The organism is Streptomyces sp. NPDC046557 (genome assembly GCF_040645975.1).
Taxonomy (GTDB): Bacteria; Actinomycetota; Actinomycetes; order Streptomycetales; family Streptomycetaceae; genus Streptomyces.
In genome coordinates, this window is the sequence record NZ_JBEYZH010000010.1 from 192,688 (window position 1) to 205,245 (window position 12,558).

Annotated in this window: 13 protein-coding genes; 9 read left to right on the forward strand and 4 right to left on the reverse strand. The window is 72.7% G+C overall.

The genetic code is table 11. The features are described from left to right. Window positions 1–121: 121 nt before the first annotated feature. Entirely contained in the window at window positions 122–1,504 is a 1,383-nt protein-coding gene (locus ABZ934_RS20015; RefSeq protein WP_361314812.1) for a transcriptional regulator, read from the forward strand. A 150-nt stretch (window positions 1,505–1,654) separates the two neighbouring features. Beyond that, window positions 1,655–3,226, forward strand: a complete 1,572-nt coding sequence (locus ABZ934_RS20020) for a hypothetical protein (RefSeq protein WP_361314814.1) — start codon at window positions 1,655–1,657, stop codon at window positions 3,224–3,226. A 36-nt stretch (window positions 3,227–3,262) separates the two neighbouring features. Here the strand turns inward: ABZ934_RS20020 and ABZ934_RS20025 are convergent, their stop codons facing one another. After that, on the reverse strand, window positions 3,263–4,561 hold the full coding sequence (locus ABZ934_RS20025; protein ID WP_361314817.1) for an ABC transporter substrate-binding protein: 1,299 nt from the start codon (window positions 4,559–4,561) through the stop codon (window positions 3,263–3,265). 196 nt (window positions 4,562–4,757) lie between these two features. Between ABZ934_RS20025 and ABZ934_RS20030 the strand changes: the two genes are divergently transcribed. From ABZ934_RS20030 to ABZ934_RS20040, 3 genes are all read left to right on the forward strand, one after another. Next, a complete protein-coding gene (locus tag ABZ934_RS20030) occupies window positions 4,758–5,204 on the forward strand; it encodes a hypothetical protein (protein ID WP_361314862.1) in 447 nt (148 codons plus the stop codon). A 14-nt stretch (window positions 5,205–5,218) separates the two neighbouring features. Continuing rightward, the gene (gene purU / locus ABZ934_RS20035; protein WP_361314819.1) at window positions 5,219–6,097 is read left to right on the forward strand and encodes a formyltetrahydrofolate deformylase; all 879 of its coding nucleotides are present in this window, start codon (window positions 5,219–5,221) and stop codon (window positions 6,095–6,097) included. Window positions 6,098–6,159: 62 nt separating this feature from the next. Next, the gene (locus tag ABZ934_RS20040; protein ID WP_361314821.1) at window positions 6,160–6,702 is read left to right on the forward strand and encodes a GNAT family N-acetyltransferase; all 543 of its coding nucleotides are present in this window, start codon (window positions 6,160–6,162) and stop codon (window positions 6,700–6,702) included. Here the strand turns inward: ABZ934_RS20040 and ABZ934_RS20045 are convergent. Both ABZ934_RS20045 and ABZ934_RS20050 read right to left on the reverse strand, forming a co-directional pair. Continuing rightward, window positions 6,689–7,996, reverse strand: coding sequence for a zf-HC2 domain-containing protein (locus tag ABZ934_RS20045; RefSeq protein ID WP_361314823.1), 1,308 nt, complete (start codon window positions 7,994–7,996; stop codon window positions 6,689–6,691). The two genes, ABZ934_RS20040 and ABZ934_RS20045, sit on opposite strands and share 14 nt — an antisense overlap. Continuing rightward, on the reverse strand, window positions 7,993–8,571 hold the full coding sequence (locus ABZ934_RS20050; RefSeq protein WP_136217034.1) for a sigma-70 family RNA polymerase sigma factor: 579 nt from the start codon (window positions 8,569–8,571) through the stop codon (window positions 7,993–7,995). Before ABZ934_RS20050 ends, ABZ934_RS20045 begins: the two co-directional genes overlap by 4 nt. A 377-nt stretch (window positions 8,572–8,948) precedes the next feature. Here ABZ934_RS20050 and ABZ934_RS20055 point away from each other — a divergent pair, with 377 nt between their 5' ends. After that, window positions 8,949–9,473 (forward strand): EF-hand domain-containing protein, encoded by a 525-nt coding sequence (locus ABZ934_RS20055; RefSeq protein ID WP_361314825.1) that lies wholly within the window; start codon window positions 8,949–8,951, stop codon window positions 9,471–9,473. A gap of 66 nt (window positions 9,474–9,539) precedes the next feature. Here the strand turns inward: ABZ934_RS20055 and ABZ934_RS20060 are convergent, their stop codons facing one another. Then, window positions 9,540–11,006 (reverse strand): MFS transporter, encoded by a 1,467-nt coding sequence (locus ABZ934_RS20060; protein ID WP_361314827.1) that lies wholly within the window; start codon window positions 11,004–11,006, stop codon window positions 9,540–9,542. 111 nt (window positions 11,007–11,117) lie between these two features. On the opposite strand from ABZ934_RS20060, the gene ABZ934_RS20065 reads away from it, so the two are divergent. The 3 genes from ABZ934_RS20065 to ABZ934_RS20075 all read left to right on the forward strand — a co-directional run. Continuing rightward, window positions 11,118–11,597, forward strand: coding sequence for a MarR family transcriptional regulator (locus ABZ934_RS20065; protein WP_361314829.1), 480 nt, complete (start codon window positions 11,118–11,120; stop codon window positions 11,595–11,597). 142 nt (window positions 11,598–11,739) lie between these two features. After that, a complete protein-coding gene (locus tag ABZ934_RS20070) occupies window positions 11,740–12,309 on the forward strand; it encodes a hypothetical protein (protein ID WP_361314831.1) in 570 nt (189 codons plus the stop codon). 1 nt (window position 12,310) lies between these two features. Continuing rightward, the coding region (locus tag ABZ934_RS20075; RefSeq protein WP_361314834.1) for a hypothetical protein at window positions 12,311–12,558 on the forward strand (248 nt) is incomplete at its 3' end.

The window sequence follows — 12,558 nt, forward strand, 5'->3', positions numbered from 1 at the left end:
GGGGCGCGTAGGAGCCCGGAGCGCGGTCCGTGGGTAGCGACACCACGCAGAGAGGAAGATTCTCCGCACATCAGGCGGGAAGTGATCATTCCATCGCTCTCCGCGGCTTCAGGGGGTTTTCATGGCAGCCAGGCCACTCCTCGCCCGTCAGCCGAACGAACGGCTGCAGGCGCTCATCCAGGAAGCCGGGTGCTCCAATGCCGGGCTCGCCCGGCGCGTGAACATGTGCGGGGCCGAGCACGGCCTCGATCTCCGCTACGACAAGACCTCCGTCGCCCGGTGGCTGCGCGGTCAGCAGCCGCGCGGCCGGGCGCCGGGCATCATCGCCGAGGCGATCGGGCGCAAACTCGGTCGGACCGTCACCATCGACGAGATCGGGATGGCCAACGGCAAGAACCTCGCCTCCGGTGTCGGCCTGCAGTTCTCCCCGACCGTCGTCGGCGCGATCGAGCAGGTCAGCGAGTTGTGGCGGAGCGACGTCGGCCGCCGTGACTTCCTCTCCGGCTCCAGCGTGGCCGCCTCCGCCCTCGTCGAACCCAGCCGGGACTGGCTGATCACCGGCGCGGACCCGCAGGTGGCCCGCACCAGCGGCTCGCGCGTGGGGATGCCCGACGTCGAGGCGGTACGGGCGACCACGGAGGCCCTCAAGGAACTCGACCACCGCTTCGGCAGCGGGCACGTGCGCCCGGTGGTGGTGCACTACCTGAACTCCGTGGTGTCCGGGCTGATCGGCGGATCCTACCGGGAGCCGGTCGGGCGGGCGCTGTTCGCGGCCGTGGCCCGGCTGACGGAACTGGCCGGCTACATGGCGGTGGACACCGGCCAGCCGGGCCTCGCCCAGCGCTACTACATCCAGGCGCTCCGGCTGGCCCAGGCGGCCGGCGACCGCGCGTACGGCGGCTACGTCCTGGCCGCGTCCATGAGCCACCTGGCCGCCGAACTCGGCAACCCGAGGGAGATCGCGCAACTGGCGCGGGCCGCCCAGGAGGGCACGCGCGGGCAGGTCACCCCCCGGGTGGAGGCGATGTTCTACGCCGCCGAGGCGCGCGGGCACGCGCTGCTGGGCGACGCCCGGGCCACGGCGGTGCTGTCGGGGCGGGCGGTGACCGCGCTGGAGCGGGCGGAACCCGAGTCCGGCGACGACCCGGTGTGGATCCGCCACTTCGACCAGGCGTACCTCGCGGACGAACTGGCCCACTGCCACCGGGACCTCGGCCAGGCCGACGCGGCGGTCCGGCGGGCCGAGGAGGCCCTGCGCGGCCTGCCCGAGACCAAGGCGCGGCGCCGGGCGATCGGGCTGCTGCTGCTGGCGGCGGCCCGGGTCCAGCAGCGGGAGGTGGAGCAGGCGTGCCAGACGGCGGCGAAGGCCGCCGAGTTGCTGGACTCGCTACGGACCCGGCGCGGGACGGAGTACCTGGAGGACTTCCGGACGCGGTTGGAGCCGTACCGCGAGGAGGCGGCGGTGCGGGAGTTCACGGCGCGGCTGGAGGTGGCGGCGGTCTGAGGCGGGGGCGCGGGGCGCGGCCGGCGGAGTGCGGGCGGAGGGTGCGTGCGGAGGGTGCGGGCCCAGAGGTAACCGACCGGGCCGGCCGGTGACCGGGTAGCGTGGGCCGACGGTTCCGTACGTGCGGACAGGTCGGTGAAGGAGTTCCCGGTGACGGAGAGCGGACAGGGGAGCGGTCATGAGGCCGCCCCGCAGGCCGGTGCGCCGTGGGGCCCGGACCCCGGGCACGGGGCGCCGCGGCCCGGTTACGGGACGGGTCCCGAGCAGGGCTCGCAGCAGCCGGGGCGGCAGGGGCAGCAGGAGTACCCGGGGTACGGGGAGCCGGAGTCCGGTGTGCCGGGCGGCGGCCCCGCCTACGGGTACCCGGCGCAGGCGCCGCCCGAGTACGAGGCCCGGCCGGGGTACGGATATCCGCAGCCGGGGCACGTGGTCGGCCCGGGCTTCGAGGGCCCGGGGGACCCGCACGGTTACGGGTACCCGCCGCTGCCGGAGGCGGTCACCCAGTACATCCCGCCCATACCGGGCACGCCGGGCCCGGTCGAGCCGGCCACGCAGTACATCCCGCCGGTCGTGGACGGGCCGGCCCACCACCAGGCGGCGACCCAGTACATCGCGCCCGTCCCGGGCGCGCCCGGCCATCACGAGGCGGCGACCCAGTACATCCCGCCGGTGGTGGACGGACCCGGCCATCACGAGGCCGCGACCCAGTACATCGCGCCCGTCCCGGCCGCGCCCGGTCATCACGAGGCGGCGACCCAGTTCATGCCGCCCGTCCCGGCCACTCCGGCCCACCACCAGGCGGCGACCCAGTACATCCCGCCGGTGGTGGACGGACCCGGCCGTCACGAGGCGGCGACGCAGTACATCCCGCCGGTCCCGGCCGCGCCCGGGGACTCCGCCGTCCAGGGTTTCGACGGCCTGTTCCGCGACGACGACCACGCCGGCAGCACCCAGCAGTTGCCGAAGATCCAGGAGCCCCTGCCGGCCGGGGCCCCGCGCGCGCGGGGCCCGGTGGGACCTCCCGCCGGACCGGTACCGCCCCAGCAGCAGTACGCCCCGCCGCCCCCGCCGCCCGGGCCCGCGCCCGCGCGCAAGGTCTCGACCGGGGTCATCGTGGCCGCGGTCATCGGTCTCGCCGTGGCCGGGCTCGGCGTCGGCTCGTTGCTCGGCGACGGCGGCAAGGCCGCCAACAGCGACCCGGGCGCCCAGGCCCCCGCCCCGACCGGCTCCGGCGCGGCGGCGGCCGGTGAGGCCCAGGTCGACCCGGCCCGCGCGCAGGCCGTCCAGCTCGACAAGGTGCTCGCGGACAGCAATGAGAGCCGGGCGGCGGTGATCAAGGCCGTCGACGACATCAAGAGCTGCCGCAATCTCGACCAGGCGGCCCTGGACCTGCGCGACGCGGCCAGCCGGCGCGAGGACATGGTCACCCGGCTCCAGGATTTGAAGCTCGACCAGTTGCCGGACCACGTGAAGCTCGCCGCCGCCCTCACCAAGGCGTGGAAGTCCTCGGCCGCCGCCGACCGGAGCTACGCGGGCTGGGCGGACGACACCGGCCACGACAAGGGCAAGTGCAAGGACGGCAAGGCCAAGTCCACCGACAACGCCGGCGCCGGAAACAAGTCCAGCGGCGAGGCGACGCGGGCGAAGGAGTCGGCCGCGACCATGTGGAACTCGATCGCGGCCAAGTACGGCCTCACCCGACGGGACAAGACCGAACTGTGACGGCCGCGGCCCCCGGGTCCCGGGGCCGCCCGGGCCTCATGCCGCGCGGGGGGCCTGCTCCAGGGTCGGCGTCATGTCCTGCGGCTCCTCGCCCGGCTGGGCGACGAGCCTGCCCTGCCGGACGATCTGGAAGGTCACCCGCCCGTTGGAGAGGCGCGGGAACCCGGCGACGGCGCGTACGTCCTGGTGGCGCCAGCTCAGTTCGGGGGTGAGACCGCCGGTCTGGACGCCCGCGGTCTGGTTGAGGGTCTTGGCGATCTTGCGGGCGGTCACCTCCTCGTCGGCCTTCAGGCGGCCGACGATCTGGTTCAGCACGGTGTACGCGATCCACGTCGTCTGCGTTCCGCTGTCGTCGGGGTCCACGCTGTCGTCCCCGAAGGCCTGTTCGGAGATCACCTTGCGCATCGGCGCCCACAGCGGGTCGCCGGCCACCGGGTACCAGCTCGTGAGGTAGGCGCCCTCGAAGGGGCTCTCCCGGCCGCCGGTGCGGTCGACCAGCGCCTGGCTGACGCTGCCGAGTACGGAGGCGATCTGCGGCAGCTTGCGCTTCTCGTCGGTGCGGCGGAAGGCGTCGAGGAAGGTCTCCGTGCGCTCGCCGAGCACCGCCGTCACGCAGCCCCGCTCCTTGGCGGCGGGACCGGTGGTGTCGGCCAGTGCCTCGCGGGCCTGGGCCGTGTAGTCGGCGCTGTCCTCGGCCGCCCGGATGTCGGCGGCCTCCGGCACCTTGTTGGCCTGGAGCCCGGCGTTGAGCAGGACGGGCATCGAATCGCCCGCGAGGGTGTCGGGGCGGACCAGGGCGACCTGCCCGCACGCCTTGCCGAGCTGGTGTCCGGCGCCGGCGAGGAGGACGGGCTGGCCGCCGTTGACGGGGTAGGAGAGGGTGCTCTCGAACTCCTCCGAGGAGACCCCGTAGCCGCCGATGAAGGGAATGCCCTCGGATTCCAGCGGGGCCATGAACGCGCGGCCGTGCTGGCTGTACGAGCCGACGACCGCGACGGCCTTCTCGGCGACCGCCTCGCGCGCGCAGTCGGCGGCGCCGGTCGGGGTGTTCTGCTCGTTGCAGGTCAGGACGCGCAGCTTGTGGCCGTTGATGCCGCCCTTGGCGTTCACCCAGCGTTCGTACGCCTTGGCCATGCCCACCATGCCGGGCATGTTGGTCGCCTTCGTGCCCATGGGGGCGAAGGTCATCACGGTGATGGTGCCCCCGGAGCCCCCGGAGCCCCCCGAGCCCCCGGAGCCCCCGGGGACCACCCCGCATCCGGCGATGAGACACGCACCCATCGCCGTGGCCAGGAAGGTGCGGGACAGGGAGGTCGCGCGTCGCCGGTCGGTCATGTCCACGCACCATTCCGCCCCCGGGGGAACACGGGCATGAGGTGTACACAACATGCGGTGACGGGAAGGTGAATTGCGGGGACCCGGTCGCACACAGGTGCTTCAAGATCGCGCCACGGGGGAACGTACGATCGAAAGCGTGACATTCGCCCAAGGTTCGAAGAACTCTTCCCGCCGCGGCGGCCGCTCCTCCACCATGGGCGGCATGCCCCTCAACGACATGCCGTGGTGGCGCTGGCGCAGCAACGTGCGCTCGGCGCTGCACATGCTTTCCGACCCGGTGTTCCAGGAGGAGGTCTGGCAGGCCGGCGTCGAAGGCTACGGGGACGTCACCGACGCCGTGTACCGGCTCGTCGAGGACACCTGGCTCGACAGCTGGTCGGCCGAGAAGTACGTCGGCACCATCTTCCGTGACTCCGGCGAGGCCGCCCTCGTCGACGTGACGGTCCTGCGCGTGCTGCGGATCCTGCACCAGGTCGGCCCGGACGCGCCCGTGTCGGCGTACCTGGACCACCACGGCTGGCCCGAGGCGGTGCGCGCGGCGCGCGAGGCGCACGTACGGCTCGCGACGGCGGACGGGGACGATCCGGACGCTGCGCCGCGCTCCCTCGAACTGCTGAGGATCATCACCCGCGCGGTGTGAAAGGCTTTGCCGTCATGAACGATGACCCGCAGCGCCAGGCGCAGCCGCAGCAGTACGTCCTCACCCTCTCCTGCCCCGACAAAAAGGGCATTGTGCACGCCGTGTCCAGCTACCTGTTCATGACGGGATGCAACATCGAGGACAGCCGGCAGTTCGGCGACCGGGACACCGGCCTGTTCTTCATGCGGGTGCACTTCGAGGCGGACGCGCCGGTCACCGTGGAGAAGCTGCGGGCCAGCTTCGCCGCGATCGGGGACTCCTTCAAGATGGACTGGCAGATCCACCGCTCCGACGAGCGGATGCGGATCGTGTTGATGGTGTCGAAGTTCGGGCACTGCCTGAACGACCTGCTGTTCCGGTCGCGGATCGGCGCGCTGCCGGTGGAGATCGCGGCGGTGGTCTCCAACCACACCGACTTCGCGGAGCTGGTCGGCTCCTACGACATCCCGTTCGTGCACATCCCGGTGACGAAGGACACGAAGGCGGCCGCCGAGGCGGAGCTGCTGGAGCTGGTGCGCGCGCAGAACGTCGAGCTGGTGGTGCTGGCGCGGTACATGCAGGTGCTGTCGGACACCCTGTGCAGGGCGCTGAGCGGGCGGATCATCAACATCCACCACTCCTTCCTGCCGAGCTTCAAGGGCGCGAAGCCCTACCACCAAGCGCACGCGCGGGGCGTGAAGCTGATCGGCGCGACCGCGCACTACGTGACGGCCGACCTGGACGAAGGGCCGATCATCGAGCAGGAGGTCGAGCGGGTGGGCCACGAGGTGACCCCGGAACAGTTGGTCGCGATCGGCCGGGACGTGGAGTGCCAGGCCCTCGCCCGCGCGGTGAAGTGGCACAGCGAACACCGCGTGCTGCTGAACGGCACGCGGACGGTCGTCTTCGCCTGAGGCGCGGCCGGCCCGGACCGTTTTCCGCGAGGACCCCTCCTGATGGAGGCTCTTCCCGTCCCATGGAGGACCCCATTCCCGCGCAGCCCCGTACGGCGACCGCCGAGGACGTGCCCGAACTGGTCCGGCTGCGCGCCGTAGCCCTCGACGGGCTCGGCGTCGACCCCGGGAGCGACGACGCGCCCTGGCGGGAGAACGCCCGCGGCTGGTTCGAGGAGCGGGTCGACGGCCGGCGGCCGGACTGCACCTGCCTGGTCGTCGGAGGGGACCCGGGAGAGCCGCTGCGGGCAGCGGGCCTGGCGTGGGTGACGTACCACCTGCCCGGGCCGGTGTGGACGGACGGGCGCCGCGGTTACGTCGACGGGATGGTCACCGACCCCGCCGCCCGAGGGCAGGGCCACGCCGGGCGGATCGTCGCCGGGCTGGTGGAGTGGGTGAACGGCCTCGGCGTCCGCTACGTCCAACTGCACGCCAGTGCGGCCGGCGAACCCGTGTACCGGGCGGCGGGGTTCGTCGCCGCCCGGTACACGGGAATGGACCTGATCACCCCCCCGGCGCCGGCCACAAGCGGTCGCCCTACAAGCGGTCCCGCTACAGGCGGCTGAGGGAAGCCGCCGCGAAGAGCACGTCGCGGATGGCCTCCCGGTCGCCGTGCTGGCCGGCCGCCGCTTCCTCCGGGGAGATGTGCCCGGCGGCCAGTTGGCAGAACTCCAGGCCGTCCAGCGCGATCTCCGCCACCGTGTGGTCCGACGACGGCTTCGCCGCGGGGGAGTCCAGCGCGATGTCCCAACCGCCGCCGCCCGCGCCCTCGATCTCCAGGTGCAGGGTCCGTCCCGGCGCGCCCGCCGCGACCAGGCCGCGCGCCGGTCCCGCCAGACCGGCGCGACGCCGCTCGGCCAACGCGCCCGGCAACAGGCGCGCCGCCAGGTCGATCATGCGGTTCAGGTGCGGTCCGGACGGCGGCTCGTACGGGTAGTCCACCGCCTCCGCGATGTCCCACGCGTGCACCCAGCACTCGAAGGCCCGCTCCAGGAACGCGTCCCCCAGGGGCAGGGCGAAACCTCCGTAGTCCACCGCCAGCTCGGCCACCCCGTGTCCCGCGAAGGAGACCGTACGGACGAGGGTGTGGCCCTGCTCCCGCCATGGCTCGCGGACCTGCCGGGTGGCCGGGTGCCGGGCGGACTCCCAGAAGAACTCGGTGCGCTCCGTGGTGCCGCCCGAAGGTGCCTGCGGGCCCAGCGGGTCGTCCAGTCCGAGCGCCGTCGCGACGAGCCCGTCCACCGTCAGCAGATGACCGATGACCCCCGCCACGGTGGTGCGCCGCGACAGGCGCCGCTCCTCCTCGAACCACTTGAGCCGTACGGGGGTGTGCCACTCCGAGTCGCCGAAGTCCCGCAGCAGGGCGTCGAGCCGCGCGGTCTCCGTGTCGTACGGGGTCGCCCACGCCGGGACGGGGATGCGCGCCGGGCGCTTGCCCAGGCAGTCCTCCAGTACCCGCGAGCGCAGCAGCGGTTTCAGGTCCAGGCTCTCCTCCGGGTGCAGGAGCCCCACGGCGTCCCGCAGCCGCAGCGCCTCCTCCGCGCAGGGTGCGCACTCGGTCAGGTGCTCCTCCACCGCCTGTGTCTCCTCGGCGGAGCAGGCGGCCAACGCCCACGCGCCGAGCAGGGATTTCAACACGGCGTGCGTGGGCGGTGGTGTGGGCGCGGGTGCCGGTTCCCACGCGGTCACGGCCTCCGGCGCGGGTGTGGCCTCCGGCGCGGGTGCGACCTCCGACAGCGGCCGGGGGCCCGGCAGCGGGTCGAGGTCGTCGGCGGCACCGCGCGGGCCCGGTATCCGCGCCGCACCGCCCACGGGCCGCTCGTAACCGTCGTCGGGCGCTTCTTCGGCGGGGCCGGTCATCGGGGCGTTCCATATCCGGGCGGGCCGTATCCGGGCGGGGCGGTGTCCTCCCGAGGGAGGGCGTTGGCGGTCGACAGCAACTGGAGCCCGAGCCGTAGCCGGCGCCGCGCCTCGTCCTCGCTGATCTGGAGGTCGGCGGCGGCCTGCCGGTAGTCGCGCCGCTTGAAGTACGCGAGTTCCAGCGCCGAGCGCAGCGGCGCCGGCATCGAGGTGACGATGTAGTCCGCGCGGGCGGCGGCGTTCGCGCTGCGCACCTTCTGTTCCAGCTCCTCGCGGGAGCCGCGGCCCAGTTCGGCCTGGCGCAGCCGGGCCACGGCCTGCCCCTGGGTGATCCGGGCGACCCAGGAACGCAGGGAGCCCTGCTTGGGGTCGTAGGCGTCCGGGTTCTCCCAGATGTAACCGAAGACCTCCCGGGTGATCCGGTCCGCGGCGGTCTCGTCGCCCAGCACCCGGTGCGCGAGGCTGTGCACGAGCGAGGCGAAGCGGTCGTACAGCTCGCCGAGCGCGGCGGCCTCACCGCGGGCGAGGCGTTGCTGCATGCGGCGGTCCCAGCGCGGTGGTACGTCCTTCGGCATAGTGCCCCCAGCCCACAGCCGTGTGTCGACCCGACGAATGTAGTCGGCACATGGCGGGATGCGCCCGTCTTTGGGGGAAGCCCGCCCGGGAAGTGTGGCCCTCGTGGTACGGGGTGGCACGGGAAGGACCGGCGCCACGGGCCCCGGCAGGAACGGAACATGACGCCCGCATAGGCACATCTGTACGCGCCCCGCCGCGCTTCCCGTGCGCGGGTTCGATGCGGCCGGCTCCCCGACGGCTCGGCTTAACGTGCGGGCCACCGAGGCCGTACGCTCCTGCCTTGTCTTGAACTGCGCCTCTCCACCGCGAGTCCGCCGCAGTTCTTGACCGCACCTCAACTGCACCCACACGCACATGTGAAGGCGGAACGCCGAATATGGACAGCGCAGAGTACGAGCGCAAGATCGCCTCCCGATTCGCCACCTTCGACCAGGACGGCTCCGGCTACATCGACCGGGAGGATTTCGGCGTCGCCGCACGGGCAGTGCTGGCCGAATTCGGTGTCCGGGCCCGGTCGGACAAGGGTCAGGCCGTCTTCGCCGGCGCCGAGGCGTTCTGGCAGGGCATGGCCGGGATCGCGGATGTCGACGGCGACCAGCGGGTGTCCCGCGAGGAGTTCGTGACGGGCGCGGTGAAGCGGCTGCGCGACAACCCGGAGCGGTTCGCGGAGATCGCCCGTCCGTTCCTGCGCGCGGTGATCGCGGTGGCCTCCGAGGACGGCTCGGCGACCGGTGCCTCCCCGGCGGCGGCCGGCCGCGTCCTGCGTGTGCTCGGCACCCCGCCGGAGTTGGCGGCCCAGATCGGCACGGCCCTCGACGCGGACGGGGACGGCCGGATCTCCGAGGAGGAGATCCTCGCGGCCTTCGCCGGCTACTGCGGCGTGGCCGCCCCGGACGCCTGACCCGGGGCGGGGCCGGGGCGGAGCCAGGGCGAGGGGCGTGGCGCCGGGCGTGTTTCACGTGGAACATCAGCCGCGGCGCTCTCCCCGGAGCAGGGCCGCGGCGATGACCATCGCGGTGAGCAGCAGGCCGGCCCCGATGCCGAAGGCCAGGTGGTAGCCGCCGGTGAGCGCCTCGGCGGAGGTCCGGCCGGCGGAGGCGAGGGAGGCGGTCCGGGAGGCCGCCAGGGTGGACAGGACGGCCACGCCGAGGGCCATGCCGATCTGCTGGGTGGTGTTGAACAGGCCGGAGGCGAGTCCCGCGTCCTGTTCGCCGGCCTGTGACATGGCCAGGGCGGTGAGCGCCGGCAGGGCCAGGCCGAAGCCCGCGGCGAGCAGCATCACCGGCAGCAGGTCCCGTACGTAGTCGGCGTGCACCGGCAGGCGGGTGAGCAGACCCAGCGCCACGACCAGCAGGCCGAGCCCGGCGGACAGGACGGCGCGCTCACCGAAGCGGGAGTTCAACCGGGCCGGGACGCCGAGCGAGACCGCTCCGATCACCAGGGCGGCCGGCAGCATGGCCAGACCCGTCGCGCCGGCCCCGTACCCCAACACCTTCTGGAGGTAGAGGGCGACGAGGATCTGGAATGAGAACAGCGCGGCCACCATCAGCATCTGCACGAGATTGGCGCCGACCACGGCGCGGGAGCGGAAGATCCGCAGCGGCATCAGGGGGGTACGGGCCGTCGCCTGCCGCGCGGTGAAGGCCGCCAGCAGGACCAGGGCCAGCGCCCCGAGGCCGAGGGTGTGCGCGGAGGACCAGCCGGACTCCTCCACCTTGACCACGCTGTAGATGCCCACCATCAGCCCGGCCGTGACGAGTACCGCGCCGAGTACGTCGGCCCCCGCGCGGGTGCTGGGTGTGGCGGGGGTGGTGGACGTGGCGGGGGTGGTGGACGTGGTCGGGATCGCGGGAACGGCCAGGAGCAGCGCCGCGAGCCCGATCGGCAGGTTGATGAAGAAGATCCAGTGCCAGTCGAGCGCGTCGGTGAGGACCCCGCCGAGGACCTGCCCCAGCGAGGCGCCCGCCGCGCCGGTGAAGCTGAAGACGGCTATCGCCCTGGCCCGTTCCCGGGGTTCGGTGAACAGGGTGATCAGGATGCCGAGGCTGACGGCGGAGGCCATGGCACTGCCCACGCCTTGGAGGAACCGGGCGCCCAGTAGGACGGCGGGGGAGGCCGCGTACCCGGCGAGCAGCGAGGCGGCGGTGAAGACGCCGGTACCGGCCAGGAACATCCGCTTGCGGCCGATCAGGTCGCCGAGCCGGCCCGCGAGGAGCAGGAGGCTGCCGAAGGCGATCAGGTAGGCGTTGACGACCCAGCTCAGGCCGGCGGGGGTGAAGCCGAGGTCGTCCTGGATGGCGGGCATCGCGACGGTGACGATGCTGCCGTCGAGGACGGTCATCAGAACGCCGGTGGAGAGCACGGCGAGGGCGGTCCAGCGGGAGCGTGGGCCGCGGGCGGCGGCGGGCAGGGGGGTACGCGTGATGGCGGACATCGGTCTGTCTCTCTCTCCGGTCGGCGGACGGAAGGCCGAGCAATGGTGAGACCGTAGCAGATAGTTTCGTTGTAGACGATTTATCTCGGACCTAACGGTTAGGCTGGTTCCATGACCGCGATGTCGCCCGCCCGGACCGAGCCCGATCTCTCCTTCCTCCTGGACCACACCAGCCACGTCCTGCGCACGCGCATGGCCGCCGCCCTCGGCGAGATCGGGCTCACCGCCCGCATGCACTGCGTCCTCGTCCACGCGTTGGAGGAGGAGCGGACCCAGATCCAGCTCGCCGAGATCGGCGACATGGACAAGACGACGATGGTCGTCACCGTCGACGCGTTGGAGAAGGCCGGACTGGCCGAGCGGCGCCCCTCCACCAAGGACCGGCGGGCCCGCGTCATCGCCGTCACCGAACGGGGCGCCGCCGTCGCCGCCGAAAGCCGACGCATCGTCGACCAGGTCCACGCCGACGCCCTCGGCTCCCTCCCTCCCGCCGATCGCAAGGCCCTGCTGCGCGCCCTCGGCCTCCTTGCGCAGGGCGCCCTCGACACCCCCTCCGACACCCCCCGCCCGGCCCGCCGCGCCCGCCAGTGACGCCCTCCGGGGCCCATGCCGAGGAGGGCGGGCGGAACCCGGCCACCCATGGGCGGGCGCACCGCCTGGTGGACCGCATGGTCGCCGTCGACTGGCGGGCGCCGAGTACGACTTCGAGTGCGGCGCGTCCCGGGCGCGGCTCATGCGCGAATACCCGCGCAGGACGGCCCTTTGGGTCGCTGAGCTACGGAAGGACGGACCTCCTCCGTTCTTCGGCACCGGCCACCCCGACAACTGGCCCTTCTGCGACATCGCCGCCCGTGTCGATCCCCGGGTACGCGCCGAAGAGGCGATCGCGGCCCGGCTGGACGCGTTCCTGTCCGAGCACGCGAGCGGGTTCCTCGTCGGGACGGTGTGCCGCGCGGCTCTCCGTTGGGCCTCGCTCCCCGACGAGGCCCTGGCCCGCTACCCGCACCTGCCGGACCCCTTCGAGCCGCTCGTCCTCCTCCTGGAGCGGGGCGGCGGCTTCTCGATCGAGAACGGCTTCATCGACTTCATCGCACACCGCGTCCGCCTCACCCGATGGGAAGAGCACACGGCGACCCCGCCGATCCCCTCCCTCACCCCGGACGCACTCGACGCCCTGGACGCTGCTGAAACTCCGACTTCCGCACGATTTCGCGCCATTGATGCGAAGTTTGAAAGGCGCATCGCCGAAGCTGTCGAGAGCATTGGCCATACTTATGTTCGTTCTATCGTGACGGGGGTGTGAGATGAAGTTCGACATGGGGACGCAGGTTCTGACGAACCTGATGTCGGGGTCGCGGACGTCGAGTACGGATTTGGGGACGTTGATCCGGCAGTTGATCGCGGCGGCCCATCCGCTGGAGGGCAAGTTCAACGGTCAGGGCAAGGTCGCGTTCGATTCGTTCAAGGAGCACTCGGACGGGATCACGAAGGAGCTGAACGCGGCGTTGTCGGCGATCTTGGGTGGTCAGTCGGGGATGGAGCAGGCGTTCGG